The organism is Stappia sp. TSB10P1A, from assembly GCF_900185725.1.
Lineage (GTDB): Bacteria > Pseudomonadota > Alphaproteobacteria > Rhizobiales > Stappiaceae > Stappia.
The window spans coordinates 221893-247493 of sequence record NZ_FYAU01000036.1; the positions used below are offsets into that span (position 1 = coordinate 221893).

The following is a 25601-nucleotide window of genomic DNA, read 5'->3' on the forward strand; positions in this document are numbered from 1 at the left end:
CGCGCGGGTACGCTTGCAAAAATTGAGAGGAATTTTGCAAAATTCCCTCTCAAATCGGCCCGAAATTGCGTTTCGCCGCGCAAACCCGCTCAAAAGGCGATCGGCACCGTGAAAGTCCAGGTGTTGCGCCGGGCCTGCGGCGGGATCGGGGGAAAAGGCTGCGCCCGCTGCACCGTGCTCACCGCCTCGCGGTCGATCGCCTCGTTGCCGGAACTGCGCGCCACCCGCACGCCGGCAAGGCTGCCATTGCTGGCGACGACGAAGGCGATCAGCGCCTCGCCGCGCTGCCGCCCGACGCTGCCGCGCCGCTTGGCCCGGTTCACCTTGCGATAGATCTGCCCCATGTAGTTCGAGGCCTCGGCATTGCCGAACTCGCTGGACGCGCCGGCCCGCTCGGAGCCGCCGGCCTTGGCGGTGGCGTTCGACTGGCCGCCAGCGCCGCTGGTGCTTGCCGCCTTCGCGGCGCGGGCCGGCTTCTCCGTCTGCCGCTTGACCGTGTCGGACTTGCGGGCCGGCGCCGGCTGGCGGGTCTCGGCGACCTCGAGGTCGGCCGGGCGGGCTTGGGGCACCGGCACGGCGACGGTCGCCTCCAGCCGCTCGGTCGAGGGCACGGGCTCGGCCTCCTGCGGCGCGACGCTGGCCTGCACGGGCGCGGTCTCTGGCGCGGTCTCCGGCGGCGTCTCGTCCGGCCGTTCGACGGCGGTCGGAACGGCGGTCGCGGCAAGGCCGGGCGCCAGCGCCGCGATCTCCATCGGCACCGCCTCGGATGTCACCTCCTCGGATGTCACGGCTTCGGGCGTCAGGGCTTCGGCCGTGACCGGCTCGGTCGTCGCGGGTTCTGTCGGCGGCTCGACCGCCTCGACAAGCTCGTCCGGCGGCAGCGCCTCGCTGGTCGGCGCCTCGGGCGCCGCCTCCGCCTCGCTGACGCTCTCCACCAGCGCGGTCGCGTGCTCCACCGCCTTCACCCCTTCCGGGGCATCGACCGGCGTCACCACCTCGGTGGTCTCGCTGACGGCCTCGGTCACCTCGCCCTCGCTGCCGGCCTGCAAGGCGTCATAAAAGCCCTGGCCCAGTTCGGCCGAGAGAAAGGCGCTGCCGCCCTCCAGCTCCAGCCCCGGCTCGCCGCCCGCCAGCACGGCGATGGCGGCGGCATGAACCACGGTGGAAATCGCCAGGGCGACGACGACATGATGCGGTCGCAGCTTCATCGCTCCACCCCGCTGGTGACGAGCGACACGCTGCCGGCGCCGGCCCGGTAGAGGTCCTCGGCGATTTCCAGGACGCGGGCGGCGCCAAGGTCGCGGTCGACGGCGAGCATGACGGGCGGGCCACTGGTGCCCCCCTCGCCCTCGCTCGCCTCGCCTGCCGGCACGCCCGGTGAAAGTGCCGCGAGATAGGCGGCAATGTCGGTCGGCTGGCCGCGATAGGTGAGCGCGCCGTCCTTGTCGACGAACAGCGCGTCGGGCGGCGCCAGCGGCGGGGCGTCGACGGTCTCGGCCAGCGTCACCGACGGCTCGACCGGCGGCGCGAGCTGGCCGGCGATCAGGAAGAAGATCAGCATCAGGAAGACGATGTTGATCAGGGAAATGGTACTTTCCGCCTGGCGCTTCGGCGGCCTCTGCCGGATCCGGATCATTTCGGCCTCGCCACGATCACCTTGAGCGCGTTGCCGCCGCGCAGCAGTTCCAGCGCGCTCACCAGATCCTGGGCGCGCGCGCCCTCGCGCGGCACCAGCAGCGCGGTCTTGGCGCCGGCCTCGATCAGCGCGGAAATGGCGGTGCCCGGCGCCCGCGGATCAATGAGGGTGCCGTTCACGGTGAGGCCGTCCGCATCGACGGTGGCGAAGATGTCCGGCCGCGCGGCCGCGCCGCCGGTGCCGCCGCCCGGCGCCGCCAGATCGACCTGCGCGAAGCGCGTGAAGGTCGACGACAGCATGAAGAACAGCAGCAGCAGGAAGATGACGTCGATCAGCGACGTCAGCGACAGGCGGCGGCGGCGCGGGCTGGCGAATTCAATGCGCATTGGCGACCCGCTCGAAGCCCCCCGCCTCAGTGTCCGCGAGCGGGTCGGCGGCGCGCGCGCCCCGCGCCTGTTGGAGCAGCACGGCCGAGGCCAGCGTCTCGATGGCGACCTTCTCGTCCTCGATGCGGGATTCCAGGAAGGTGACGACGAGGGAGACCGGCATGGCGACGGCCAGACCGGCGGCGGTGGTCAGCAGCGCCACCCAGATGCCGCCGGCGAGCAGCGACGGATCGACGGCGTTGCCGGCCTCCTGCAGCTTCTGGAAGGCCTCGATCATGCCGAGCACGGTGCCGAACAGGCCGAGCAGCGGCGCGATCTGGGCGATGGCGTCGAGCGCCTTCATGCCGCGGTTGAAGCCGTGCAGGCGGCGGGTCGCCGCCCGGGCGATCTCCTCCTCGACCAGCGCCTTGTCGACAGTGCCGGCCTCGCCCGCCTGCAAGGCGATGGCGACCGCCTCCTCGGAAGCGCTGCGGATGTCGCCGAGCGCCTGCCAGGCCTCGCGGTGGCGGCCATGGCCCCACAGGCGCACGGCGGCCTCGGCCCGGCCCGGCCGGCCGACCCGCTCCAGCCAGAACTGGGCGAGCTTGAGGATCACCACTGCCAGCGCGACGACGGAGAGCACGGCGAGCAGGGCGACGACGGGGCCGCCAAGCTCCAGGAAGTCGGTGACGGGGCGCAGGATATCGGCAAAGGACATGGTCGGTTCCCAGCAGGGTTATCGGATCAGGGCTATCTCGGTGCGGCTCGACAGCGACAGCGCCGCCCGGCAATGCGCCGCCGCGCCCGCCTCGCCGCACTGGGCCGGCCCGTTGACGAGCAGGCGGCCGAGCCCCTCGCACGGGGCCCCGGCCAGGTCGAACTGGCGCACCGAGGTCTTGTCCTCCGGCAGCGCGCCGAAGTCGAACGTGGTCAGCCGGTCGACCAGCCCGTCGCTGTCGAACAGCACAAACTCGAATCGCGGCTGCGGCAGCTCGGCCCCGGTCGCATTGCGCACCACGAAGGTGAGCCGGCAGCCGCCCGCGCCGTTGTCGACGGCGCGGTTCAGCTCGATGTGAAGTGCCGCCGGGGCCGCCCCGTCAGCCGGAGCGTCCCCGGCGGCCCGCGCCGGGCCGCCCCACAGGGCGACGGCGGTCAAGGCCGCCGCCGCCGCGATTTCCAGTCTCAGTCCCATTCGCTACTCCCGATCAGCCTACCAGCCGAGGGTCTTGGCCAGCGTCAACTTGAACGTGCGCCCCTTGGCATCGTCGCCGGCGAGGTTGTTACGGTATTGCTTGTCGAACAAGTTCTCCACCGAGCCGCGCAGTTCGAACCCGGCCAACTGCCCCTCGCCCGGCTTCCAGTCGACGAAGAGACCGTGCACCGAATAGCCGCCATAGGCGCGGTTGGCGGTGGCACCGGTGCTCATCGACCCGGCGAACAGGCCGCGCCAGCCGAAGGACAGATCGTAGTCCGGCAGACGGCCGCCGAGCGTCACCGCCAGCGTGTCGGCCGGAATGGTGTTGAGCGTCGCGCCGGTCGCCTTGTTCGTGCCGTGGACATGGCTGAAGGCGAGGCTGCCGAAGACATATTCCGAATCATAGGCCGCCTCGACCTCGACGCCCATGATCTCCGCATGGGTGACGTTGGTATAGTAGGGGACCGGCGTCGGCAGGCCGCGCGCCGGGTTGGCGACGATCATGTCCTTGAGATCGTTGTAGAAGCCCGTGGTCTTGATCTGCAGGCTGTCGTTCTTCTCGAAAAGGTCGAAGGTCGACACGGCGAAGCCGACCTCGACGCTGTTCGAGCTCTCCTTGGTCAGCCCGAGGCTGACGGTGCGCCCGCCCGGATAATTGCCGTCCGCCGGATTGGTCGAATAGAGCTCGTCCAGCGTCGGGACGCGCTCGGTATGGGCGAGCGAGCCGAACAGCGAGAACGTGTCGTTCAGCTTGTACATCACCGCGATCTTCGGCGAGAAGGCGGTCTCGTTCTGCTTCCTGCCGCCGATGACGGCGGCCGCCGGATCGAGCTGGACGAAGTCGACGCGCACGCCGGGAATGAGGGTCAGCCGGTCGTTCCAGACGAATTCGTTCTGGGCGAAGAAGCCGAACTTGGTGTCCGTGCCTTCCGGATGGAAGGAGACGTCGCCGAAGCGGGTGGTGGCGATGCGCTCCTGGTAGCTGACCTGGGTGCCGAAGGTGAAGTAGTTTCGGATGCTGTCGCCGACATAGTCGAAGGTGTTCTCTACCCGGCCCGACCAGGTGCGGTAGCCGTATTCGCTGTCGAAGAACAACGGCGAGGGAATCGGCGCCGAGGCGTTGCTCTGCTTCACCTGAGTGTCCGAGAAGCTGAGGTTCAGCTTGAGGTTCAGCCAGGGATTGTCGCTGGCCGGGTTTTCATAGATGAGGGCCACCGTCTGGTCGGTGATGTCGCGGTCGATGGTGCCGAAGCCGAGCGTGCCGGTCAGCGAATACTGGGCGTTGTCGTCCTCGCTCTGCCAACGCTCGTAGGACAGGCGCAGCGACTGCTCGTTGTTGTCGCCGAAGCGGTGGACGACCTTGGCAAGACCGGAGAAGGCCTCGAAATCGGAGCCGACGACCGGCCGGCCGAGGCCGTTCTCATATTCGCCCGAGCGACGGAAGTTGCCGTTCAGCAGCACCGAGGTCTGCTCGGAGAAGGCATAGGCGGCGGTGACCGAGGCCAGGGCGCCGTCCTTGTTGGAATCGTACATCGTCTTCAGACGCACGGCGCCGGTGTCGCCCGGCTTGATGAAGTCCTCCGGGTCCTTGGTGGTGAAATTGATCACGCCGCCGATGGCGCCCGACCCGTAAAGGGTGGACGAGGCCGGACCGCGCAGCACCTCGACCCGCTTGTAAAGCTCGGGATCGGAGAAGAACGAGCCCATGCGGTACTGTTCGTAGAACTTCACCGCGCCGTCGACGGAGACGATGATCTTCGATTCGTCCGAGGAACCGAGATCGCCGATGCCGCGAATGTTGAAGGACTGGCCGCCGACGCGGTCGCTGCCGACCACCGTGATGCCCGGCACCTGGCGGAAGATGTCGCCGATGGTCATCGGCTGCTCGGCGTCGATGTCCTCCTGGTCGAGGACGGTGACCGCCTGCGGCGTGTCGATCGCCACCTTCTCGACGCCGGCGCCGACGACGATGCGCTGCAGTGCCGTGCTGCGGGCCGGATCGCCCTCCGCCGGCACGTCCTGCGCAAGAGCGCCCGAAATTCCCGTCAGCGCGCAGAACGCGACGCCGCTCATCAAGACAGCGGCCCTGCCCGCCGCCGTCTTTTCAATCCTGTACGAGCCTGCCAGCCCCATTTGACAACTCCATCATGGTCGATCGCTCGCTGGCACGCGCTTGCTTGCTCGTCGTTTGGTGATAAAACTTGAGATAGTTACTCAGGTATTGATGTCGTTACAAAACATGAGTAATTGAGTCAAGTATGTGATCGGCCTTCCGGTCGCAGGAAATCCGTCCGGCACCCAGCCAGCCCCCCTTTCGCCCGGGATCGCCCGGCGGCGAAGGGCGCAAGCAACGGTCCAAACCGACCGGCCGCAAGGATGCGAGACCGCCGCAAGGTGCGGTCCGCCCCGCCGTGGCCGCTGGCAACAAGGTGATCCCCCATGACCCGTGAAACCACCGACTTCGAACATGTCCGCCGGATGCGGGCCGAGAACCCCAAGATGCGCGAGCGCGACCTTGCCCGCATGCTCGGCCTCAGCGAGGCGGAGTTCGTCTCCGCCTTCTGCGGCCAGGGCGTCAGCCGCATCGACATCCGCTTCGACGAGATCTTCACGGGGCTTCGCGGCGTCGGCGAAGTGATGGCGCTGACCCGCAACGAGAGCGCGGTGCACGAGAAGATCGGCGTCTACGAGCGCTTCGTGCCGGGCAAGCGGGCGGCGATGATGCTGGGCGCGGACATCGACACGCGCATGTTCCCGACCGCCTGGGCGCATGGTTTCGCCGTCGCCAAGACCGGCGAGGACGGGGTCGAGCGCCTCAGCCTGCAGTTCTTCGACGCGCATGGCGATGCGGTGCACAAGGTGCATACGCGCCCCGGCACCGACATGGCCGCCTGGACCGCGCTGGTGGAGAGCCTGCTCGCCGACGACCAGGAGCCGGGCCTGCTGAGCGAAGTGACCCCGGCGGAAGTGTCGGCGCGCCCGGCGCTGGAGCGCGACAAGCAGGACGCGCTGCGCGAGCGCTGGCAGGCGCTGACCGACACGCACCAGTTCCACGGCATGCTGCGCGATCTCGACCTGCACCGGCTGAACGCGCTCACCCTGGCCGGCGACGACTATGCCTGGCCGCTGGCCGAGGGGGCGGTGCCGGCAATGATGCAGGCGGCGGCGGAAAGCGGCCAGCCGATCATGTGTTTCGTCGGCAATCGCGGCTGCATCCAGATCCATTCCGGGCCGATCGCCAAGATCGCGCCGATGGGGCCCTGGCTCAACGTGATGGATCCGGGCTTCCACCTGCATCTGCGCACCGACCACATCAAGGAGGCCTGGGCCGTGCGCAAGCCGACCAGCGACGGCAACGTCACCTCGGTCGAGGCCTATGACGCCGACGGCACGCTGGTCATCCAGTTCTTCGGCGTGCGCAAGGAAGGCCGCGCCGAGCGCGCCGACTGGCGCGGGCTGGTCGAGGGGCTGGCGCGCCCCGCGACCATCGCCGCCGAGTGACCCTCACCATGTCTGGACGGATGATGACCCTTGTTTCCCTGCGGCCAAGCGGCCGCGCGCTTCGCCGCATCGCCCTTGCGGCCGCGCTCGCCCTGCCCGCCACCCCGGCCTTTGCCGAGGAGGCCGCGGACATTTCGGCCGCGCAGCGGATCGTCGCCATCGGCGGCTCGGTGACCGAGATCGTCTATGCGCTCGGCGAGGAGGCCCGGCTGGTGGCGCGCGATTCCACCAGCGGGTTCCCGCCGGCGGCGGCCGAACTCCCCGATGTCGGCTATATGCGCGCGCTCTCGCCCGAGGGCGTGCTGTCGGTGCGGCCCGACGCGATCCTGATGCTGGAGGGCAGCGGCCCGCCGGAAGCCCTCGCCGTGCTGCGCGAGGCGGGCGTGCCGTATGTCTCGGTGCCCGAGAGCTTCGACCGCGCCGGCATCCTCGGCAAGATCGACCGGATCGGCGCCGCGATCGGCGCGGGCGACAAGGCGGCACGGCTTGCCGAAGAGGTGGGCGCTGCCCTGGACGAGGCCGTCGCCGAGGCCGCCGCGCGCGGCCGCGAGGCGCGCATCCTGTTCATCCTGTCGATGAATGGCGGGCGGATCCTTGCCTCGGGCACGGGAACGGCCGCCAACGGCATGATCGAGCTGGCCGGCGCGCAGAACGCCATGGGCGTGTTCGAGGGCTACAAGCAGATCAACGACGAGGCGGTGATCGCGGCCGCCCCCGACGTGATCCTGATGATCAGCCGCGGCGAGAACCACACCGCTTCCGCCGACGAGGTGTTCGCCAATGCGGCGCTGGCGCAGACCCCGGCCGGGCAGAACCGGCGGCTGATCCAGATGGACGGGCTCTATCTGATCGGCTTCGGCCCGCGCACCGGCGCTGCCGTGCGCGACCTGTCGGCGGCGCTCGCCGAGTTGGGTCTTTGACGATGAGCCTTTCCGCCTCGTCCCTGTCCGAAAGGCTGCTGCCCGAGCGGGTCGTCGCGCAGGCCCGGCTCGGCGACCGCGAGCCGCTGGCGCGGCTGGTGATCGCCGGCCTCGCCATGCTGCTGGTCGCGGTGATGCTGTTCTCGCTGACCACCGGCGCGCTCGACATCCCCCTGTCGAGCGTCGTCAAGGCGCTGCTCGGCCAGGGCGAGGCGGCAAGCCCGGCGGAGCTGCGCGACCGCATCGTGCTGATGGATGTGCGGCTGCCGCGCGTCCTGCTCGGCGCGCTGGTCGGCGCCGCGCTCGCCGTCTCCGGCGCGGTGATGCAGGGCCTGTTCCGCAACCCGCTCGCCGATCCCGGCATTGTCGGCGTGTCGGCGGGCGCAGGGCTCGGCGCGGCCTCGATGATCGTGCTCGGCACCACGGCGCTGGCGCCGGTGGTGGCGGTGCTCGGCATCTATGCGCTGCCGCTCGCCGCCTTCTTCGGCGGGCTTCTCACCACCTTCACGCTCTACCGCATCGGCACGCGCGGCGGCATGACCTCCGTCGCGACGATGCTGCTGGCCGGTATCGCCCTGTCGGCGCTGGCGGGGGCGGCGACCGGCCTCCTCGTCTATATCGCCAGCGACCAGCAATTGCGCGACCTCAACTTCTGGGCGCTCGGCTCGCTGGCCGGCTCCAACTGGCAGAAGATCCTGGCGGCCGGGCCGATCATCGCCGTGGTGCTGGTCGGCGTGCCGTTCCTCGCCCACGGGCTCAACGGCCTGGTCCTGGGCGAGGCGGCGGCCGGGCATCTGGGCATCCGCGTGCAGCGGCTGAAGCGGGTCGCCATCGTCGCGGTGGCGGCGGCGACCGGCGCCTCGGTCGCGGTCAGCGGCGGCATCGGCTTCGTCGGCATCGTCGTGCCGCATCTGTTGCGGCTGACCATCGGCCCGGACCACCGGTTCCTGCTGCCGGCCTGCGCGCTCTTGGGCGGCAGCCTGCTGATCCTCGCCGACACGGTGAGCCGGACCATCGTCGCCCCGGCGGAGCTGCCGATCGGCATTCTCACCGCGCTGGCCGGCGCGCCGTTCTTCCTGTGGATCCTGCTGCGGCGGAAAGGGCTGATCTATTCATGAGCATGGCTGCGACCCCTACTTTGGAGATCGAGGCGCTGAACGTCAGCCTAAGCGGCACGCCGATCGTGCGCGATGTCTCCTTCGCCGCGAAGGCCGGCGCCGTGACGGTGATCGTCGGGCCGAACGGCTCGGGCAAGAGCACGATGCTGAAGGCGGTGACCGGCGAATTGCGCCACACCGGCCGGGTGCGGCTCAACGGGACCAAGGTCGACGGCCTGCCGCCGGAGGCGCTGGCCGGCTTGCGCGCGGTGCTGCCGCAGCACACCAGCCTGACCTTTCCGCTCACCGTCGCCGAAGTGGTGCGGCTCGGCATCCGCCGCGGCGCGCTGCCCTCCGCCTCCCCCCATCGGCGGATCTGCGAGGCGCTGGAGCGGGTCGATCTCGACGGCTTCGCGGCGCGCGCCTATCACTCGCTGTCGGGCGGCGAGCAGCAGCGGGTGCAGCTTGCCCGGGTGCTGTGCCAGGTCTGGGACCCCTGCCCCGGCGGCGTGCCGCGCTGGCTGTTCCTCGACGAGCCGATCTCCAGCCTCGACATCCGCCACCAGATCCTGATCATGGATGTCGCCGCCGACTATGCGCGCGCCGGCGGCGGCGTCGTCGCGGTGCTGCACGACCTCAACCTGACGGCGCTCTATGCCGACCATATCCTGGTGATGAAGACCGGCCGGCTGCTGTCGCAGGGCACGCCGAAAGAGGTCATTACCGACCGGCTGGTGTCGGAGGCGTTTGACCATCCGTTGCGGGTGTCGGCGGTGCCGGCGGGCGAGGTTCCCTTCATCCTGCCGCAGGCGGCGGGACCGGTCGCGGCGGTGCGCTGAAAATTTGTCGCCCTTTCAGGCCTGCCTTAGGCAACAGCCTGGCAGTCTTAGCCTGCCTCAGGCAACAGCCTGGCAGTCCTGCCTGCCTCAGGCAACAGCCTGACAGTCTTGCCTGCCTTAGGCAACAGCCTGGCATTCTTAGCCTGCCTTAGGCAACAGCCTGGCAGGTGGCACAGGTGCCGCGCAGTTCCACCGTCGACTTGCGCACAGCAAAGCCGACCTTGGCGGCAAGGTCGCGCAGATGGTGGGAGAACTCGCTGTCGTTGAGTTCGGTCACCTGGCCGCAGGTCTCGCAGATGGCGAAGGCGGCGGTCTCGTGGCCGTCGCAGTCGGGATGGCGGCAGGCGACGAAGGCGTTGAGGCTTTCCAGCCGGTGCACGGCGCCCATTTCCACCAGCTTGTCGAGCGCGCGATAGACCTGCGGCGGGGCGCGGAAGCCGTCGTCGCGCAACTGGTCGAGGATGGTATAGGCGCTGAGCGGCGCCTTGGCCCGCTCCAGCGCCGACAGGACCAGGCTCTGGTTGCGGGTGAGGCCGGCAGGGCCATGCCCATGCCCGTGAGTGTGGCCGTGGCCGGACGAGGTGTCTCCGCTCATTGACTGCTACTCCCAGGGCGCGCGCGCCGTGCGCCGGCGCCGAACAGTTTCGGCAGCTTTTCCGCGAAAGGCGACAGGCTGGCGAGAAACAGCACCAGCGCCGCCACCACGATCGACGGTCCCGACGGCGTATCCCACTCCAGCGAGGCGAACAAGCCGCCGACGACGGCGACGGCGCCGACAAGCGCGGCGATCACCGCCATCTGCTCCGGGCCGGACGACAGGCGCCGGGCGGTCGCCGCCGGAATGATCAGCATGGCGGTGATCAGCAGCACCCCGACGATCTTCATCGAGATGGCGATGACGGTCGCCAGCAGGATCATGAAGATGAGGTTGGCCCGGTCGGGGCGCAAGCCCTCCGCCTCGGCAAGCTCGCGGCTGATCGTCGCCGCGAAGAGCGGCGTCCAGATCATGACCAGCACGGCGAGCACCGCCGCGCCGCCGACATAGACGGCGAGAATGTCGAACCGCGACACGGCGAGGATGTCGCCGAACAGGAAGCCCATCAGGTCGATCCGCACCCAGCTCATGAAGGCGAGCGCGACGAGGCCAAGCGCCAGCGAGGAATGGGCGAGCAGGCCGAGCAGCGAGTCCGACGAGAGCGAGGCGCGGCGCTGCAAGAGCAGCAGCGCCAGCGACACCAGCACCGAAACAGTGAAGACCGACAGCGTGATGTTGACCTGCATCAGGAAGGCGAGCGCGACGCCGAGGAGCGCGGCATGGGACAGCGTGTCGCCGAAATAGGCGAGCCGCCGCCAGACGACGAAACAGCCGAGCGGCCCGGCGACCAGCGCCACCCCGACCCCGGCGACAAGGGCGCGGGTGAAGAAGTCGTCAAGCATGGCGTCCTCCGGTCGCGGGCGAGGCATCGCCCCCCGCCGCATGGTCATGGCCGTGATGGTCATGGCCGTGATCGGGGTGATCGTGGTCGTGGTGGTGGTGGCCGTCGTCCGGGTGGCAATGTGTGGTGATGCTGCCGTCGGCATGCAGCACCCGCCCGTCCGCCAGATGGGTGTGGTCGTGATGGTGTTCGTAGACGGCGAGCGTCGCGTCGGCGCGGGCGCCGAAAAGCTGGCGATAGGCTTCGCTGGAGGCGACCGCCGTCGGCGCGCCCTGGCAGCAGACATGGCCGTTGAGACAGACGACATGGTCGGTCGCCGCCATCACCACATGCAGATCATGCGAGATCAAGAGGATGCCGCAGCCGATATCGTCGCGGATGCGGCGGATCAGGTCGTAGAGCGCGACCTCGCCGGAAAAGTCGACGCCCTGCACCGGCTCGTCGAGCACCAGGAGGTCGGGCTTGCGGGCCATGGCGCGGGACAGCAGCGCGCGCTGGAACTCGCCGCCGGAAAGATTGCGCATCTCGGCCTGGCGCAGATGCGCAATGCCGGTCGCCTCCAGCACGCGGTCGGTCTCGCGCGAGGAAATGCGGCCGGTGAGCGACAGGAAACGCTCGACGGAAAGCGGCAGCGTCCAGTCGATGCTGAGCTTCTGCGGCACATAGCCGACGACGAGGCCGGGGCAGCGCTCGGCCCGCCCCTCGCTCGGGGCAACGATGCCGAGCGCGGTCTTGGCGGTGGTCGACTTGCCCGAGCCGTTCGGCCCGATCAGGGTGACGATCTCGCCCCGGCGTACGGCAAGATCGACGCCGCGCACCAGCCATCGCCCGTCGCGAAACACGCCGGCGCCGGTCAGCCGCACGAGGTCCTCGCCGGTTCGGCGGCCGGCGGTTGCGGAAGGGGTCATCAACATGAGGCGGGATCCTGGGTCACCCGGCCATCCTCCAACGGCGCCGCTGCGCCGGCAAGTCCCGCTCGCCTCGCGGCGCGGGACATTTTTCAACAGGGGGCTTGCGAGCCTGTATCCCACACGTTATAGCATAACACAACCCCGTGATCTTATAACATGCCAGCCTGAAACGGAGACTGTCCATGACGCTTGCCCAACGACTGCTGCTGTCCGCCTCGCTGCTCGTCGCGACGACCGCCGCAGGGCATGCCGCTCCGAAGGTGGTGGCCTCGATCAAGCCCGTGCATTCGCTGGTGGCAGCGGTGATGCAGGGCGTGGGCGAGCCCGCCCTGATCGTCGAAGGCGCCGGCTCGCCGCATACCTACAGCCTGAAGCCGTCGCAGGCCAAGGCCCTGCAGGAGGCCGACCTGATCTTCTGGATCGGCCACGAGCTGGAGGCCTTCCTGGAAAAGCCGGTGGAGACCATCGGCGCCAATGCCAAGGCGGTCGAGCTGATCGACGCGCATGGGCTGATCAAGCTGCCGTTCCGCGAGGGCGGCCCGTTCGAGGCGCATGACCACGGCGAGGACGAGGGGCACGCCGACGCCGGACACGATCATGCCCACGATCATGCCAAAGAGCACGCCAAGGACGATCACAAGCACGACCATGCCCACGATCACAAGCATGATCACAAGCATGACCACGCGCATACGCATGACCACGGCCACAAGCACGAGACGGCGAAGGCCGCCGGTCATGACCATGCGCACGACCATGGTCATGCGCATGGCGCCTTCGACGCCCATGTCTGGCTCGACCCGGAAAACGCCAAGGCCATGGTGAACGAGATCGCCGAGGCGCTGGCCGAGGCCGACCCGGACAATGCCGCGACCTACGAGGCCAATGCCGCCAGCACCATCGCGCGGCTGGAGGCGCTGCACGCCGACATCGACGCGCGGCTGGCGCCGGTGCGCGGCAAGGGCTTCATCGTGTTCCACGACGCCTACCAGTATTTCGAGAAGCGCTTCGACATCTCCGCCTCCGGCTCGATCACCGTCAGCCCGGAGGTGATGCCGGGGGCGGAGCGGATCACCGAGATCAAGGGCCGGATCGCCGAGCTCGGCGCGACCTGCGTGTTTTCCGAGCCGCAGTTCGAGCCGAAACTGATCCAGGTGGTGACCGAGGGCACGCCGGCCCGCGCAGGCGTGCTCGATCCGCTCGGCGCCGGCCTTGCCGATGGCCCGGACCTCTATTTCGGGCTGATCGACGGCCTCGCCACTTCGATTCAGGAGTGCCTCGGCGGCGCGAGCTGAGGCTTTCCCCTCCCCCCGAGGGGATGGGAGGCCGTGCCACTCTCTCGGGGCGTCGTCCCGGTCAAGCGGCAGCGCAGAGCCGGGAGCCATTGGCAGCCTCGGCGGGTGTGAGGCGGAGAGCGTTGGCGGAATTGCTCCTGCGCTTCAGCCCCTCCCGTGTCATCCCGGACGAGGCCGAAGGCCGATGATCCGGGATCGGGGAGGCAGAAGCGGGTGTGGCGTCGTTCGGGAGCGTGGCCGAAAGGCCCTCGGCTCTCCGATCCCGCATCTCCGCTTCGCTGCGTGCGGGATGACGAAGGGAGGGGCTTGCGTGCGGGGGACCAGAGGACGGGGCGGTGCAAGGGACGCGACCGCTCTGGCAACCAATAGGCCCCGGGTCGCGCTCCGCTTGCCCGGGGTGACGGCCGAGGGGATGGGAGGTCGTGCCGCTCTCTCGGACGTCATCCCGGCCGCAGGCGAAGCCGAAGAGCCGGGAGCCATTGGCACCCTCGGCGGGTGTGAGGCGGAGAGCGTTGGCGGAATTGCTCCTGCGCTTCAGCCCCTCCCGCGTCATCCCGGACGAGGCCGAAGGCCGACGATCCGGGATCGGGGAGGCAGAAGCGGGTGTGGCGCCGTTCGGGAGTGCCTTCGTGAGGCCCTCGGCTCTCCGATCCCGCATCTCCGCTTCGCTGCGTGCGGGATGACGAAGGGAGGGGCTTGCGTGCGGGGGACCAGAGGAGAGCGCGGCGTCCGGAGGACGCGGGAGAGGTTCCGGTGTCCTCGCCGCCGCTCTGGGAGCCAATAGTCCCCGGGTCGCGGCTGCGCCTTGCCCGGTGTGACGGCCGAGAGGAGGCAAGGTCGTGCCTCCCACTCGGACGTCATCCCGGCCGCAGGCGAAGCCGAAGAGCCGGGAGCCATTGGCACCCTCGGCGGGTGTGAGGCGGAGAGCGTTGGCGGAATTGCTCCTGCGCTTCAGCCCCTCCCGCGTCATCCCGGACGAGGCCGAAGGCCGACGATCCGGGATCGGGGAGGCAGGCGGGTGTGGCGCCGTTCGGGAGTGCCTTCGTGAGGCCCTCGGCTCTCCGATCCCGCATCTCCGCTTCGCTGCGTGCGGGATGACGAAGGGAGGGGCTTGCGTGCGGGGGACCAGAGGACGGGGCGGTGCAAGGGACGCGACCGCTCTGGCAACCAATAGGCCCCGGGTCGCGCTTCGCTTCGTGCGGGGTGACGGCCGAGAGGATGGGAGGTCGTTGCGGTTTAGGCCGCCTTTTTTTGGTACCACTACTGTTATGTAATAACATACGAGGACAAAATGAAACGCACCCTTCTTGCAACCGCCGCCCTGCTGCTGTTCGCCGGCAGCGCCGTCGACGCGGTGGCGCACGGCATCTGGATCGCCCAGCGTCACGGCGAGCTTGCCATCGTCTACGGTCACGGCGCCTCCGACGAGGCCTACGACCCGGCCAAGATCACCGCCGTTGCCGCCCATGACGGCGAACAGGCGGTGCCGGTCACTCCGGTGAACCGGGAGACCCACGCCCTGGTGCCGATGCCCGAGCGGGCACCGGTCCTGATCGCGACGATGGACAACGGCTATTGGAGCCAGGGAGCGGACGGCAAATGGGTCAACAAGCCCAAGTCCGAGGTGCCCGGCGCCAAGCAGGCCTCGCGCTCGCTGAAGCACACGGTGGCGATCCTGCGCCACACCCATGACGCCGCCCTGCCCAAGGGGCTGAGGCTGGAGATCGTACCGGCCAAGGATCCGACGGAGCTGCATGCCGGCGATCCGCTGGAGGTGCTGGTGCTGCTGAACGGCGAACCGCTCGCCAATGCGCCGGTGACGGCGGAATACACCACCGACTCCGAGGCCGAGCCGGTGCGCACGGGCGCCGACGGCAAGGCCACCATCGTGGTGCGCAACAACGGGCTGAACGTCGTCGCCGTGTCCGCCATCGAGGCGCCCGACGAGCCGGAGAAGGCCGACAGGATCAGCCACTTCTCCACGCTCTCGTTCAACCTCGGCCACCACGAGCACTGACCGGGCCCGACCGACACGCCATTGCGGGCCGGCGCCCCCTGCCGGCCCGCGACCAGCCAGGAGCTTCTTTCACGATGGACAATCGCCTCCCCGTTACCGTGCTGTCCGGCTTTCTGGGCGCCGGCAAGACCACCCTGCTCAACCACATTCTCAACAACCGTGAGGGATTGCGGGTCGCCGTCATCGTCAACGACATGAGTGAGGTGAATATCGACGCCAGCCTGGTGCGCGAGGGCGGCGGCAACGTCTCGCGCACCCAGGAGCGGCTGGTCGAGATGACCAATGGCTGCATCTGCTGCACGCTGCGCGAGGACCTGTTGCGCGAGGTCAAGACGCTGGCCGGCGAAGGCCGCTTCGACCATCTGGTGATCGAATCCACCGGCATTGCCGAGCCGCTGCCGGTCGCCTCGACCTTCGAGTTCCGCGACGAGCATGGCGAGAGCCTGAGCGACGTGGCGCGGCTCGATTCGATGGTGACGGTGGTGGATGCGGCGAGCCTGCTGAAGGACTACGGCTCCACCGACTTCCTCACCGATCGCGGCGAATCGCTCGGCGAGGACGACGAGCGCACCCTGGTCGACCTGCTCGTCGACCAGATCGAGTTCGCCGACACGATCATCCTCAACAAGGTGAGCGATGCCCGCCCGCAGGACCTTGCCGCCGCGCGCCAGATCGTGCGCGGGCTGAACCCGGACGCGGTGGTGATGGAGACCGACCGCTCCGCCGTTCCCTTGCGCGACGTGCTCGGCACCGGCCGTTTCGACTTCGACAAGGCGCATGAGCATCCGCTGTGGTTCAAGGAGCTGAACGGCTTCGCCGACCATGTGCCGGAAACGGAGGAATACGGCATCCGCTCCTTCGTCTACCGGGCGCGCCAGCCCTTCGCCCCGCGCGCGCTGAACCGCTTCGTGCAGAAGAGCTGGCCGGGGGTGATCCGCGCCAAGGGGTTCTTCTGGCTGGCGACCCGGCCGCATTTCGTCGGCGAGATCAGCCAGGCGGGCGCCTTCGTCACCACCGAAAAGCGCGGGCTGTGGTGGTCGGCGGTGCCGCGCAAGCACTGGCCGGAGTCGCCGGACTGGCGGCGGGCGATGGAGCCCTACATGCATCCGGTGTGGGGCGACCGGCGGCAGGAAATCGTCTTCATCGGCACGAGCGGCATGGATGAAGCGGCGATCCGCACGGAACTCGACGCGGCGCTGGTCGGGGCGGACGGCTTCCACCCGGAAGAGTGGACCGGGCTCGACGACCCCTTCCCCGCCTGGGGCAGCGCGGCGGCCTGAACCGGTACTGACCTAAACCGGCGGCGACGGCCTTCGGCGATTGGCCTTGATGCGGTGCCCGTCATCTGCCAGTTTGGCGGCGATGGTTGCCGAAGGCCGAAGCGCCGGAGGCATGAAAAGGGAACACGGTGCGGCGTACCCATCAGGGGCCAAGACCGTGGCTGCCCCCGCAACTGTAAGCGGCCGGGGCCGACGTCCTTCAACGGGACGAATGGCCCAGGCCCTGCCGCACGATGCCACTGCCCGAAGCCGGGCGGGAAGGCGCGGCCGGGCCGGACCCGCGAGCCAGGAGACCTGCCATCTCCCGCAACGACAACCGGACGGGGTGTTCCGGGAAGGTAGCCATGACACGCAACGAATCCCTCTTCGGCCCATCGGCGGCCCTTACCCGCAGCCCGCCGCGCCGGCACCGCATCACCGTGTGCACCACCTGCCGCGACCCGGAAACGCGGAAGCAGCCGGGCCTTCACCTGATCGAGACCTTGAGCGCCGCGCTCGCCGGGGACGGCGCCGCGCCGTTCGAGGTGGCGGGCGCCGCCTGCATGGCCGGCTGCTCGCACCCCTGCACGGTCGCCTATCAGGCCGAGGGCAAGGCGAGCTATCTCTTCGGCGACATCGAGCCGGCGCGCGACGTGGCAACGCTCCTCGCCTTCGCCCGGCAATATGCCGAGCTCGACGACGGCTGGTGCTCGTCGCTGCAGCGGCCCGAGGGGCTGAAGGGCAAGACACTGGCGCGGATGCCCGCCCTGCCCGCTCCCACCCTCGGGGCAGCGGACCGGAGGGACGGCGCATGAGCCATCGCAGCGGAACCCCGGTGGTGCTGGAGCTGCGAAAGGTCGGCTACCGGCCGCGCGGCGCGGATGCGCTCCTTTCCGACCTCTCGCTGCATGTGCATGACGGCGAGATCCTCGTCCTTGCCGGGCCGAACGGTGCCGGCAAGTCGACCTTGATCCGGCTGATCGCCGGGCTGAGCGAGCCGACCGGCGGCGAGATGCGGCTCGGCGGCCGGCCGTATCGCGACGTGCCGATCACCGAGCGCGCCCGCGTCATCGCCTATGTCGGCCAGAGCGAGGAAAGCTGCGACCGGCTGACCGTCTCGCAATATGTCTCGCTCGGCCACCTGCCGCATCACCGCGCCGGCGGCCGCGAGGCCGGTGCCCGCGCGACCGACGAGGCGCTGGCGCTCGCCGACCTGACGCGGCTTTCCGGCCGGCGGATGGGCGAGATTTCCGGCGGCGAACGCCAGCGGGCGAAGATCGCCCGCGCCGTCTGCCAGCGACCGCGCCTGCTGGTGCTGGACGAGCCGACCAACCATCTCGATCCGCTGGCGCGCGGCGAATTGCTCAGCCTCGTCTCCGGCCTCGGCATCGCGGTGGTGGCGGCGCTGCACGACCTGACGCTGATCGAGGCCTTCGCCAGCCATGTGGCGCTGATCCAGGGCGGGCAGCTCGTCGCGCATGGCCATCCGGTCGAGGTGCTGTCGAGCGAACGGGTGCGCGCGGTGTTCAGCGTCGACCTCTACCGGATGCCGCATCCGGTGGAGGCGCGCCAGATCAGCGTGCTGGACATCCCCATCGAGGGGCGGTTCGGCGCGGCCACCTTGCCGGGCGACACAGCCGGTCCGGCCGCATCCAGCGCTCCGCATCTGCGGGCGGTGGCAACGCGCGGCTGAGCCGCGCCCTCCCCTTTTCTCTGACGTTTCACGGTTTTTCATCCTCACGAGGAGTCTGTCCCCCATGAAGACCCATGCTCTCAAGCGCCTGACCCTGTTCGCCGCCGCGATGGCCTTCGCCGCACCGGCGCTCGCCTTTCCCGTCACCGTCGACAATTGCGGCACGCCGCTGACCTTCGAGGCCGCGCCCGAGCGCATGGTGGTGCAGGACATCAACATGAGCGAGATGGCCTTCGCGCTCGGCCTGCAGGACCGCATGGTCGGCGTCAGCGGCATCAGCGGCTGGTACAAGACCAGCGAGGAGTTCGACCGCAAGCGCGGCGACATCCCCGAGATCGCGCCGAAATATCCGACGCTGGAAAACCTCGTCGCCGCCAGCCCGGACCTGTTCTTCGCCGGCTGGTATTACGGCATGAAGCCGGGCGGCGACGTCACCCCCGACACGCTGGCGCCGCACGGCATCAAGACGCTGATCCTCACCGAAAGCTGCATCCATCTCGACAAGGCGCGGCCCGCCGCCTCGCTCGACCTGCTCTATGACGACATGCTGCGGCTCGGCACGATCTTCGGCAAGGAGGCGGAGGCGCAGGCGCTGGTCGATGGCTGGAAGGCGCGGATGGGGGAACTGGCCGAGCGCATCGGCGACAACCGCGACATGAAGGTGTTCCTCTACGATTCCGGCGAGGACAAGCCGTTCACCGCCGGCCGCTATGCCATGCCGACGGCGATGATCGAGGCGGCCGGCGGGCGCAACGTCACCGCCGACATGGAGACGAGCTGGGGCACCACCTCGTGGGAGGCGGTGGCGGCGGCCGATCCGCAGTTCATCATCCTGCTCGACTATCAGGACGGCGGCGGGGCGGACAAGCTGCGCGCCTTCCTGGAAGCCCATCCGGTGATGAGCCAGACCGAGGCTGTGAAGAACGCCCGCTATCTGCCTCTGCGCTATGAGGAACTGACGCCGGGGCCGGCGAATGTCGACGGCATCGAGCAGCTCGCCCGGGCGATGCATCCGCAGGCGTTCTGAGCCATGCGGCTGGCGCTGGTCCTGACGGGAGGCCTGCTGGCGGTCATCGTGCTGCTGGTGGCCGCCATTGCCATCGGCTCGACGCCGCTGCCGATGCGCGCGGTGATCGAGGCGCTGGCCGGCGGCGACGGGCCGACGGCCCGCATCGTCATGGACCTGCGCCTGCCGCGCGCGCTGCTGGCGCTGCTGGTCGGGGCCGGGCTCGGCACGGTCGGCTGCCTGCTGCAGACGACGACGCGCAACGACCTCGCCGATCCGTTCCTGTTCGGCCTGTCCTCGGGCGCGGCGGCCGGGGCGGTGCTGGTGATCACCGTCACCGGCGACCTGCTCGGCCTGTGGACGCTGCCGCTCGCCGCCTTTGCCGGCGGCATGGCGGCATCAAGCATCGTGCTGGTCTTGATCTCAAGGCTCGGCGACCGGGGGCCGGCGCGGCTGGTGCTGGCGGGGCTCGCGGTCTCGTTCCTGTTCATGGCGCTGACCAATTACCTGGTCTTTGCCGGCGACCAGCGCGCCGCCCATTCGGTGCTGTTCTGGACGCTGGGCGGGCTCGGCCTTGCCCGCTGGGACCTGCTGCCGGTCGCAGCGATCGGCCTTGCCGCGATCCTCGGCTTCGCCTTCGCCCGCCACCGCAAGTTCGATGCGCTGCTGGCCGGCGAGGACACCGCGCGCACGCTCGGCGTCGATGTGGTGGCGCTGCGGCGGACGACGTTTCTGGTCTGCGCCTTTGCGACGGCCGCCTTCGTGTCGATCAGCGGCGTCATCGGCTTTGTCGGGCTGATGGTGCCGCATATCGCACGCGCCCTCGCCGGGCCGATGCATGGCCGCTTCGTGCCGGTGGCAGCAATCACCGGCGCGGCGCTGCTTCTCGTCAGCGACATTGCCGCGCGCACCCTGCTGGCGCCGCAGGAACTGCCGATCGGCATCGTCACCACCTCGCTCGGCGCCGTCTTCGTGCTCGCCCTGCTGACCCGCGAGCCGTGAGCGCCCGCCTCAACCGGGCACGCAGGAGGTCACCTTCTTCAGGCAGCGCAGCGAGAAGCTGGACTTGGAATGGCGCAGGCCCGGGATCGGAAACAGCCGCTCGCGCAGGAATTCCTCCACCCCCTTGGTGCCGCTCGCCGCGACCTTGACGAAATAATCGCAGTCGCCGGCCATCAGATAGACCTCCAGCACCTCCGGGATTTCCGCCATCGCCTTGCCGAAGCCCTCCAGCGCTTCCGGATCGTGCCGCTCCAGCGAGACCTCGATCATCACCGTCTCGCCGACGCCGAGCGCCTCGTGGTCGAGCACCGCCGTGTAGCCGGAAATCACCCCCTCCTCCTCCAGCCGCCGCACCCGCTGCCAGCACGGGCTCGGCGACAGGCCGACCTCGCGCGCCAGTTCGGTGTTGGACAGGCGGCCGTTGGCGACCAGCGCCTTGAGGATACGGCGGTCGATGTCATCAAGCTGTCGCGGCACAACAGTTTCCTCCTGCATATCGGCTCAGAGCAGAAGGATATTTCACTCCTCGGTCAAATCGAAGCAAATTCAGCATGAAATTTCGCCCATGGCGGGCAATACTATCGGAATACCCGGCAGTCGAACGCGCCCCGCCACGAGGGCAGCGAGACGCCGGTGAGCATTGCAGGCGGGGAGGCGCCACCCATGGATTTCGCGCTGTCAGAGGAACAGACCCTCATTTTCGACATGGCCCGCGACTTTGGCCGGCAGGCCATCGCGCCCAATGCCTATGCCTGGGAAAAGGCCGGCACCATTCCCCGCGAGATGCTGCGCCAGGCGGGCGAACTCGGCTTCGGCGCGATCTATGTGCCGGAGGAGTATGGCGGCACCGGATTGACCCGGCTCGACGCGACGCTGGTCTTCGAGGCGCTGGCCGAGGCCTGCCCCTCCGTCGCCGCCTTCATCTCGATCCACAACATGTGCGCCGGCATGATCGCCGCCTACGGCAGCGAGGCGTTGCGCGCGCGCTACCTCGCCCCGCTCTCGACGATGGAGAGCATCGCCTCCTACTGCCTGACCGAGCCGGGCTCGGGCTCGGACGCGGCGGCGCTGCGCACCCGCGCGGCGCGCACGAACGAGGGCTATGTGCTGAACGGCAGCAAGGCCTTCATCTCCGGCGGCGGCTATTCCGACGTCTATGTGGTGATGTGCCGGACCGGCGAGGACGGGCCGAAGGGCATCTCGACGCTGGTGGTCGAGGATGGCAGCGAAGGCCTCTCCTTCGGCGCGGCGGAGCACAAGATGGGCTGGAAGGCGCAGCCGACCGCCCAGGTGCAGTTCGACGACTGCGCGGTGCCGGCGGAAAACCTGCTCGGCGAGGAAGGCAAGGGCTTCGCCTATGCGATGAAGGGCCTCGACGGCGGCCGGCTCAACATCGCCGCCTGCGCGCTTGGCGGCGCGCAAGGGGCGCTGACCGCGGCGACCCGCTACATGGGCGAGCGCAAGGCCTTCGGCAAGACCATCGACCAGTTCCAGGGACTGCAGTTCCGCCTCGCCGACATGGAGACCGAGTTGCAGGCCGCGCGCGTCTTCCTGCGCCAGGCGGCGTGGAAGCTGGATGAGGGCGCGGGCGACGCGACCAAATATTGCGCCATGGCCAAGCGCTTCGTCACCGATACCGCGTTCCGCGTCGCCAACGACGCGCTGCAGATGCTCGGCGGCTACGGCTATCTCGAGGATTACGGCATCGAGAAGATCGTCCGCGACCTGCGCGTGCACCAGATCCTGGAAGGCACCAACGAGATCATGCGCGTGATCGTCGCCCGTGCCATGCTGGCCGAGCGCGACCGTTCCTGAATTGCTCCTCGGTGCGCCGGGCGCGCCGACCGGAATTGCTACTGTCGACGAAGGAGTTTCCATGACCGCTCCACGACCGCTGTCCCTGCATGTCCCCGAGCCCGGCTGCCGGCCGGGCGACACGCCGGACTTTTCCGATTTCGAGATCCCGCGCGCCGGCGCGGTGCGCCGCCCGGCCATCGATGAGGCGCCGGAGGACATGCGCGACATGGCCTTCTCCGTCGTGCGCGTGCTGAACAAGGCCGGCGAGGCGGTCGGCCCCTGGGCCGGGCTGCTGGACGCCGAGGCGCTGCGCAAGGGCCTGCGCCACATGATGACGCTGCGCCAGTTCGACGAGCGGATGCTGAAGGCGCAGCGCCAGGGCAAGACCAGCTTCTACATGCAGCATCTGGGCGAGGAAGCGGTCTCCTGCGCCTTCCGCATGGCGCTGGAAGACGGCGACATGCACTTCCCCACCTACCGGCAGGCGGGGCTGCTGATCGCCGGCGGCTATCCGATGACCGACATGATGAACCAGATCTACTCCAACGCCGCCGATCCGCTGAAGGGGCGCCAACTGCCGGTGATGTATTCGGCGCGCGACCACGGCTTCTTCACCATCTCGGGCAATCTCGGCACCCAGTTCATCCAGGCGGTCGGCTGGGCGATGGCCTCGGCGATTTCCAACGACACGCGGATCGCCGCCGGCTGGATCGGCGACGGCTCGACCTCGGAGAGCGATTTCCACGCCGCGATGGTCTTCGCCTCCAGCTACAAGGCGCCGGTGATCCTCAACATCGTCAACAACCAGTGGGCGATCTCCACCTTTCAGGGGATGGCGCGGGGCGGCGCCGTCACCTTCGCCGCGCGCGGCCACGGCTTCGGCATCCCCTCGATCCGGGTCGACGGCAACGACTATCTCGCCGTCCATGCGGTGGCGAGCTGGGCGGCGGAGCGGGCCCGCTCGGGCCTCGGCCCGACCTTGATCGAGCATGTCACCTATCGCGCCGGCGGGCACTCGACCTCGGACGATCCCTCCGCCTATCGCTCGAAGGAGGAGTTCAGCGCCTGGCCGCTGGGCGAGCCGATCGACCGCTTGAAGCGGCACCTCGTCACCATCGGCGAGTGGTCGGAGGAGCGCCACACCCAGGCGCTGGCCGAGATCACCGACGAGGTGCGCGCCTGCCAGAAACAGGCGGAGGCCAACGGCACGCTGATTTCCGGGCGCAAGCCCTCGCCGCGGGCGATGTTCGACGATGTCTACGCGGAGATGCCGCCGCATCTCCAGCGCCAGCGCCAGGAAGCGGGGTTCTGACATGGCACGGATGACCATGATCGAGGCGATCCGCAACGCCCACGATCTCGCGATGGAGCGGGACAAGCGGGTCGTCGTGTTCGGCGAGGATGTCGGCTATTTCGGCGGCGTGTTCCGCTGCACCGCCGGCCTGCAGAAGAAATACGGCAGCAACCGCTGCTTCGACGCGCCGATCAGCGAGAACGGCATCGTCGGCGCCGCCGTCGGCATGTGCGCCTATGGCCTGAAGCCGGTCGTCGAGATCCAGTTCGCCGACTACATGTACCCGGCCTATGACCAGATCGTCAGCGAGGCGGCGCGCATGCGCCACCGCTCCGCCGGGCAGTTCACCTGCCCGATGGTGATCCGCATGCCGACGGGCGGCGGCATCTTCGGCGGCCAGACCCACAGCCAGAGCCCGGAGGCGCTGTTCACCCATGTCGCCGGCCTCAAGGTGGTGGTGCCGTCCAACCCGCGCGACGCCAAGGGCCTGCTGCTCGCCGCCATCGAGGATCCGGATCCGGTGATCTTCCTGGAGCCGAAGCGGCTCTATAACGGCCCCTTCGACGGCCATCACGACCGGCCGGTCGTCTCGTGGAAGAACCACGAGCTCGGCGATGTCAGCGAGGATTATTTCACCGTGCCGCTGGGCAAGGCGAAGATCCGCCGGGAAGGCTCGGCGCTGACCGTGCTGGCCTATGGCACCATGGTCTTCGTCGCGCAGGCGGCGGCGGAGGAAGCGGGCGTCGACGCGGAAATCATCGACCTGCGCACGCTGCTGCCGCTGGATCTGGAGACCATCGAGGCCTCGGTAAAGAAGACCGGGCGCTGCGTCATCATCCACGAGGCGACCAAGACCTCCGGCTTCGGCGCCGAACTGAGCGCGGTGGTGCAGGAGAGCTGTTTCTATCATCTGGAGGCGCCGATCGTCCGCGTGACGGGCTGGGACACGCCCTATCCGCATGCGCAGGAGTGGACCTATTTCCCGGGTCCCGAGCGGATCAAGCGCGCCTTCGCGCAGGTTCTGGAGGGCTGAGTCCATGGGTATCTTCACCATCACCCTTCCCGATATCGGCGAAGGCATCGCCGAGGCGGAACTGACCGAGTGGAACGTCGCCATCGGCGACGAGGTGCAGGACGAGGACGTGCTCGGCACCGTGATGACCGACAAGGCGGCGGTCGAGATCCCCTCCACCGTCGCCGGCAAGGTCGTGTGGCTGTGCGGCGAACCGGGCGACGTGATCGCCATCGGCGCCAAGTTCATCCAGATCGAGGTCGAGGGCGAGGGCAACGACGCCGCCGCGACCGAGGCGCCCAAGGCGGCGGAGGCGAAGACCGAGGACAAGGCGCCCGCCCCGGAAAAGCCTGCGCCGGCCAAGGAAAAATCCGAAGCCAAGGCCCAGCCCCAATCGCAGTCCCAGTCTCAGGCGGGCCGGCCGGCGGCCGCGCATCGTCCGCTTGCCGCCGGCGAGAAGCCGCTCGCCTCGCCGGCCGTGCGCCGGCGCGCCCAGGACGCCGGCATCGACCTGCGCATGGTCGGCGGATCGGGCCCGGCGGGCCGCATCCTGCACGAAGATCTCGACGCCTATATCGAGCACGGGCCACCGACCGCGCGCCAGAGCGGGCGCATGCCGGCGCTCGGCACCCGCGATATCAAGGTGGTCGGCATGCGCCGGCGCATCGCCGAGAAGATGGCGCTGTCGAAGTCGCGCATCCCGCATATCACCATCGTCGAGGAAGTCGACGTCACCGCCGTGGAGGAGCTGCGCGGCCAGCTCAACGCCGTGCATGCGGCGGGCCGCGGCAAGCTGACCCTCTTGCCCTTCGTCATGCGCGCCATCGTCATGGCGGTGCGCGAGCAGCCGGAGATGAACGCGCTCTATGACGACGAGGCCGGCGTGGTGCGCCAGTACGACGCCGTGCATATCGGCATCGCGACGCAGACCCCGGCGGGGCTGACCGTGCCGGTCGCCCGCCACACGGAGGCGCGCTCGGTCTGGGACTGCGCCGCCGAAGTGGTGCGCCTTGCCGAGGCCGCGCGCGAGGGCAAGGCGAGCCGGGAGGAGCTGTCCGGCTCGACCATCACCATCACCTCGCTCGGGCCGCTCGGCGCCATCGCCACGACGCCGATCATCAACCACCCGGAGGTGGCGATCGTCGGCATCAACAAGATGGCGGTGCGCCCGTTGTGGGACGGCAAGGAGTTCCAGCCGCGCAAGGTGATGAACATCTCCTGCTCCTTCGATCACCGCGTGATCGACGGCTGGGACGCCGCCGTCTTCGTCCAGAAGCTGAAGTCGCTGCTGGAAACCCCTGCCCTGATGTTCGTCGAGGACTGAGC

At 69.1% G+C, this 25601-nt stretch carries 25 protein-coding genes and 1 riboswitch; of the genes, 15 read left to right on the forward strand and 10 right to left on the reverse strand.

All coding sequences use genetic code 11. The annotated features are described in order from the left end of the window. Window positions 1–89 precede the first annotated feature (89 nt). Genes TSB10P1A_RS19725 through TSB10P1A_RS19750 form a run of 6 tightly spaced genes read right to left on the reverse strand, consistent with a single transcriptional unit; the run spans window position 90 to window position 5269 of the window. Window positions 90–1208 (reverse strand): energy transducer TonB, encoded by a 1119-nt coding sequence (locus TSB10P1A_RS19725; protein ID WP_186389651.1) that lies wholly within the window; start codon window positions 1206–1208, stop codon window positions 90–92. After that, window positions 1205–1636, reverse strand: coding sequence for a biopolymer transporter ExbD (locus TSB10P1A_RS19730; protein ID WP_186389652.1), 432 nt, complete (start codon window positions 1634–1636; stop codon window positions 1205–1207). The genes TSB10P1A_RS19725 and TSB10P1A_RS19730 overlap by 4 nt, the downstream gene beginning before the upstream one ends. Beyond that, entirely contained in the window at window positions 1633–2022 is a 390-nt protein-coding gene (locus TSB10P1A_RS19735) for a biopolymer transporter ExbD (protein WP_186389653.1), read from the reverse strand. Before TSB10P1A_RS19735 ends, TSB10P1A_RS19730 begins: the two co-directional genes overlap by 4 nt. Further along, window positions 2012–2719, reverse strand: a complete 708-nt coding sequence (locus TSB10P1A_RS19740; RefSeq protein WP_186389654.1) for a MotA/TolQ/ExbB proton channel family protein — start codon at window positions 2717–2719, stop codon at window positions 2012–2014. Before TSB10P1A_RS19740 ends, TSB10P1A_RS19735 begins: the two co-directional genes overlap by 11 nt. A gap of 18 nt (window positions 2720–2737) precedes the next feature. Beyond that, window positions 2738–3193: a hypothetical protein gene (locus TSB10P1A_RS19745; RefSeq protein ID WP_186389655.1), complete on the reverse strand. Its 456-nt coding sequence runs from the start codon at window positions 3191–3193 to the stop codon at window positions 2738–2740. A gap of 18 nt (window positions 3194–3211) precedes the next feature. Beyond that, a complete protein-coding gene (locus TSB10P1A_RS19750; RefSeq protein WP_186389656.1) occupies window positions 3212–5269 on the reverse strand; it encodes a TonB-dependent receptor domain-containing protein in 2058 nt (685 codons plus the stop codon). A gap of 366 nt (window positions 5270–5635) precedes the next feature. Between TSB10P1A_RS19750 and TSB10P1A_RS19755 the strand changes: the two genes are divergently transcribed. Genes TSB10P1A_RS19755 through TSB10P1A_RS19770 form a run of 4 tightly spaced genes read left to right on the forward strand, consistent with a single transcriptional unit; the run spans window position 5636 to window position 9553 of the window. After that, window positions 5636–6697 (forward strand): hemin-degrading factor, encoded by a 1062-nt coding sequence (locus tag TSB10P1A_RS19755; RefSeq protein ID WP_186389657.1) that lies wholly within the window; start codon window positions 5636–5638, stop codon window positions 6695–6697. A 20-nt stretch (window positions 6698–6717) separates the two neighbouring features. Beyond that, window positions 6718–7617, forward strand: coding sequence for a hemin ABC transporter substrate-binding protein (locus TSB10P1A_RS19760; protein ID WP_186389658.1), 900 nt, complete (start codon window positions 6718–6720; stop codon window positions 7615–7617). 2 nt (window positions 7618–7619) lie between these two features. Beyond that, window positions 7620–8735 (forward strand): iron ABC transporter permease, encoded by a 1116-nt coding sequence (locus TSB10P1A_RS19765; RefSeq protein WP_186389659.1) that lies wholly within the window; start codon window positions 7620–7622, stop codon window positions 8733–8735. Beyond that, complete coding sequence (locus TSB10P1A_RS19770) at window positions 8732–9553, forward strand: heme ABC transporter ATP-binding protein (RefSeq protein ID WP_186389660.1); 822 nt, start codon at window positions 8732–8734, stop codon at window positions 9551–9553. Before TSB10P1A_RS19765 ends, TSB10P1A_RS19770 begins: the two co-directional genes overlap by 4 nt. A 148-nt stretch (window positions 9554–9701) precedes the next feature. Here the strand turns inward: TSB10P1A_RS19770 and TSB10P1A_RS19775 are convergent, their stop codons facing one another. Genes TSB10P1A_RS19775 through TSB10P1A_RS19785 form a run of 3 tightly spaced genes read right to left on the reverse strand, consistent with a single transcriptional unit; the run spans window position 9702 to window position 11900 of the window. After that, the gene (locus tag TSB10P1A_RS19775; RefSeq protein WP_186389661.1) at window positions 9702–10148 is read right to left on the reverse strand and encodes a Fur family transcriptional regulator; all 447 of its coding nucleotides are present in this window, start codon (window positions 10146–10148) and stop codon (window positions 9702–9704) included. Continuing rightward, window positions 10145–10990, reverse strand: a complete 846-nt coding sequence (locus TSB10P1A_RS19780; protein WP_186389662.1) for a metal ABC transporter permease — start codon at window positions 10988–10990, stop codon at window positions 10145–10147. The genes TSB10P1A_RS19775 and TSB10P1A_RS19780 overlap by 4 nt, the downstream gene beginning before the upstream one ends. After that, window positions 10983–11900 carry an ATP-binding cassette domain-containing protein gene (locus TSB10P1A_RS19785; RefSeq protein WP_371515152.1) on the reverse strand — a complete coding sequence of 306 codons (918 nt, stop codon included), beginning with the start codon at window positions 11898–11900 and terminating at the stop codon, window positions 10983–10985. The genes TSB10P1A_RS19780 and TSB10P1A_RS19785 overlap by 8 nt, the downstream gene beginning before the upstream one ends. 182 nt (window positions 11901–12082) lie before the next feature. Here TSB10P1A_RS19785 and znuA point away from each other — a divergent pair, with 182 nt between their 5' ends. From znuA to TSB10P1A_RS19820, 7 genes are all read left to right on the forward strand, one after another. After that, a complete protein-coding gene (gene znuA / locus TSB10P1A_RS19790; protein ID WP_186389664.1) occupies window positions 12083–13195 on the forward strand; it encodes a zinc ABC transporter substrate-binding protein ZnuA in 1113 nt (370 codons plus the stop codon). 1291 nt (window positions 13196–14486) lie between these two features. Further along, entirely contained in the window at window positions 14487–15212 is a 726-nt protein-coding gene (locus tag TSB10P1A_RS19795; RefSeq protein ID WP_186389665.1) for a DUF4198 domain-containing protein, read from the forward strand. A gap of 74 nt (window positions 15213–15286) precedes the next feature. Next, window positions 15287–16492, forward strand: coding sequence for a GTP-binding protein (locus TSB10P1A_RS19800; RefSeq protein ID WP_186389666.1), 1206 nt, complete (start codon window positions 15287–15289; stop codon window positions 16490–16492). Between the two features lie 66 nt (window positions 16493–16558). After that, a riboswitch (cobalamin riboswitch) is annotated at window positions 16559–16809 on the forward strand. 27 nt (window positions 16810–16836) lie between these two features. Then, the gene (locus TSB10P1A_RS19805) at window positions 16837–17286 is read left to right on the forward strand and encodes a DUF1636 domain-containing protein (protein WP_186389667.1); all 450 of its coding nucleotides are present in this window, start codon (window positions 16837–16839) and stop codon (window positions 17284–17286) included. After that, the gene (locus TSB10P1A_RS19810; RefSeq protein ID WP_186389668.1) at window positions 17283–18164 is read left to right on the forward strand and encodes an ABC transporter ATP-binding protein; all 882 of its coding nucleotides are present in this window, start codon (window positions 17283–17285) and stop codon (window positions 18162–18164) included. Before TSB10P1A_RS19805 ends, TSB10P1A_RS19810 begins: the two co-directional genes overlap by 4 nt. Window positions 18165–18228: 64 nt before the next feature. Next, entirely contained in the window at window positions 18229–19191 is a 963-nt protein-coding gene (locus TSB10P1A_RS19815; RefSeq protein ID WP_186389669.1) for an ABC transporter substrate-binding protein, read from the forward strand. A gap of 3 nt (window positions 19192–19194) precedes the next feature. Continuing rightward, window positions 19195–20172, forward strand: a complete 978-nt coding sequence (locus tag TSB10P1A_RS19820; RefSeq protein ID WP_186389670.1) for an iron ABC transporter permease — start codon at window positions 19195–19197, stop codon at window positions 20170–20172. 9 nt (window positions 20173–20181) lie between these two features. On the opposite strand, the gene TSB10P1A_RS19825 is transcribed toward TSB10P1A_RS19820, so the two are convergent. Then, on the reverse strand, window positions 20182–20667 hold the full coding sequence (locus TSB10P1A_RS19825; protein WP_186389671.1) for an Lrp/AsnC family transcriptional regulator: 486 nt from the start codon (window positions 20665–20667) through the stop codon (window positions 20182–20184). Window positions 20668–20835: 168 nt separating this feature from the next. Between TSB10P1A_RS19825 and TSB10P1A_RS19830 the strand changes: the two genes are divergently transcribed. The 4 genes from TSB10P1A_RS19830 (at window position 20836) to TSB10P1A_RS19845 (ending at window position 25599) form a co-directional block, all read left to right on the forward strand. Next, window positions 20836–21987: an acyl-CoA dehydrogenase family protein gene (locus TSB10P1A_RS19830; RefSeq protein WP_186389672.1), complete on the forward strand. Its 1152-nt coding sequence runs from the start codon at window positions 20836–20838 to the stop codon at window positions 21985–21987. A 61-nt stretch (window positions 21988–22048) separates the two neighbouring features. Beyond that, entirely contained in the window at window positions 22049–23281 is a 1233-nt protein-coding gene (locus TSB10P1A_RS19835) for a 3-methyl-2-oxobutanoate dehydrogenase (2-methylpropanoyl-transferring) subunit alpha (protein ID WP_186389673.1), read from the forward strand. Between the two features lies 1 nt (window position 23282). After that, a complete protein-coding gene (locus tag TSB10P1A_RS19840; RefSeq protein ID WP_186389674.1) occupies window positions 23283–24296 on the forward strand; it encodes an alpha-ketoacid dehydrogenase subunit beta in 1014 nt (337 codons plus the stop codon). Window positions 24297–24300: 4 nt separating this feature from the next. Then, window positions 24301–25599 carry a dihydrolipoamide acetyltransferase family protein gene (locus tag TSB10P1A_RS19845; RefSeq protein ID WP_186389675.1) on the forward strand — a complete coding sequence of 433 codons (1299 nt, stop codon included), beginning with the start codon at window positions 24301–24303 and terminating at the stop codon, window positions 25597–25599. Window positions 25600–25601: the final 2 nt, after the last annotated feature.

Bases quoted from the DNA above. Each gene is read 5' to 3' on its own strand.
- TSB10P1A_RS19725 (WP_186389651.1), bottom strand. From the start codon at position 1,208: ATGAAGCTGCGACCGCATCATGTCGTCGTCGCCCTGGCGATTTCCACC.
- TSB10P1A_RS19730 (WP_186389652.1), bottom strand. From the start codon at position 1,636: ATGATCCGGATCCGGCAGAGGCCGCCGAAGCGCCAGGCGGAAAGTACC.
- TSB10P1A_RS19735 (WP_186389653.1), bottom strand. From the start codon at position 2,022: ATGCGCATTGAATTCGCCAGCCCGCGCCGCCGCCGCCTGTCGCTGACG.
- TSB10P1A_RS19740 (WP_186389654.1), bottom strand. From the start codon at position 2,719: ATGTCCTTTGCCGATATCCTGCGCCCCGTCACCGACTTCCTGGAGCTT.
- TSB10P1A_RS19745 (WP_186389655.1), bottom strand. From the start codon at position 3,193: ATGGGACTGAGACTGGAAATCGCGGCGGCGGCGGCCTTGACCGCCGTC.
- TSB10P1A_RS19750 (WP_186389656.1), bottom strand. From the start codon at position 5,269: ATGAGCGGCGTCGCGTTCTGCGCGCTGACGGGAATTTCGGGCGCTCTT.
- TSB10P1A_RS19755 (WP_186389657.1), top strand. From the start codon at position 5,636: ATGACCCGTGAAACCACCGACTTCGAACATGTCCGCCGGATGCGGGCC.
- TSB10P1A_RS19760 (WP_186389658.1), top strand. From the start codon at position 6,718: ATGATGACCCTTGTTTCCCTGCGGCCAAGCGGCCGCGCGCTTCGCCGC.
- TSB10P1A_RS19765 (WP_186389659.1), top strand. From the start codon at position 7,620: ATGAGCCTTTCCGCCTCGTCCCTGTCCGAAAGGCTGCTGCCCGAGCGG.
- TSB10P1A_RS19770 (WP_186389660.1), top strand. From the start codon at position 8,732: ATGAGCATGGCTGCGACCCCTACTTTGGAGATCGAGGCGCTGAACGTC.
- TSB10P1A_RS19775 (WP_186389661.1), bottom strand. From the start codon at position 10,148: ATGAGCGGAGACACCTCGTCCGGCCACGGCCACACTCACGGGCATGGG.
- TSB10P1A_RS19780 (WP_186389662.1), bottom strand. From the start codon at position 10,990: ATGCTTGACGACTTCTTCACCCGCGCCCTTGTCGCCGGGGTCGGGGTG.
- znuA (WP_186389664.1), top strand. From the start codon at position 12,083: ATGACGCTTGCCCAACGACTGCTGCTGTCCGCCTCGCTGCTCGTCGCG.
- TSB10P1A_RS19795 (WP_186389665.1), top strand. From the start codon at position 14,487: ATGAAACGCACCCTTCTTGCAACCGCCGCCCTGCTGCTGTTCGCCGGC.
- TSB10P1A_RS19800 (WP_186389666.1), top strand. From the start codon at position 15,287: ATGGACAATCGCCTCCCCGTTACCGTGCTGTCCGGCTTTCTGGGCGCC.
- TSB10P1A_RS19805 (WP_186389667.1), top strand. From the start codon at position 16,837: ATGACACGCAACGAATCCCTCTTCGGCCCATCGGCGGCCCTTACCCGC.
- TSB10P1A_RS19810 (WP_186389668.1), top strand. From the start codon at position 17,283: ATGAGCCATCGCAGCGGAACCCCGGTGGTGCTGGAGCTGCGAAAGGTC.
- TSB10P1A_RS19815 (WP_186389669.1), top strand. From the start codon at position 18,229: ATGAAGACCCATGCTCTCAAGCGCCTGACCCTGTTCGCCGCCGCGATG.
- TSB10P1A_RS19820 (WP_186389670.1), top strand. From the start codon at position 19,195: ATGCGGCTGGCGCTGGTCCTGACGGGAGGCCTGCTGGCGGTCATCGTG.
- TSB10P1A_RS19825 (WP_186389671.1), bottom strand. From the start codon at position 20,667: ATGCAGGAGGAAACTGTTGTGCCGCGACAGCTTGATGACATCGACCGC.
- TSB10P1A_RS19830 (WP_186389672.1), top strand. From the start codon at position 20,836: ATGGATTTCGCGCTGTCAGAGGAACAGACCCTCATTTTCGACATGGCC.
- TSB10P1A_RS19835 (WP_186389673.1), top strand. From the start codon at position 22,049: ATGACCGCTCCACGACCGCTGTCCCTGCATGTCCCCGAGCCCGGCTGC.
- TSB10P1A_RS19840 (WP_186389674.1), top strand. From the start codon at position 23,283: ATGGCACGGATGACCATGATCGAGGCGATCCGCAACGCCCACGATCTC.
- TSB10P1A_RS19845 (WP_186389675.1), top strand. From the start codon at position 24,301: ATGGGTATCTTCACCATCACCCTTCCCGATATCGGCGAAGGCATCGCC.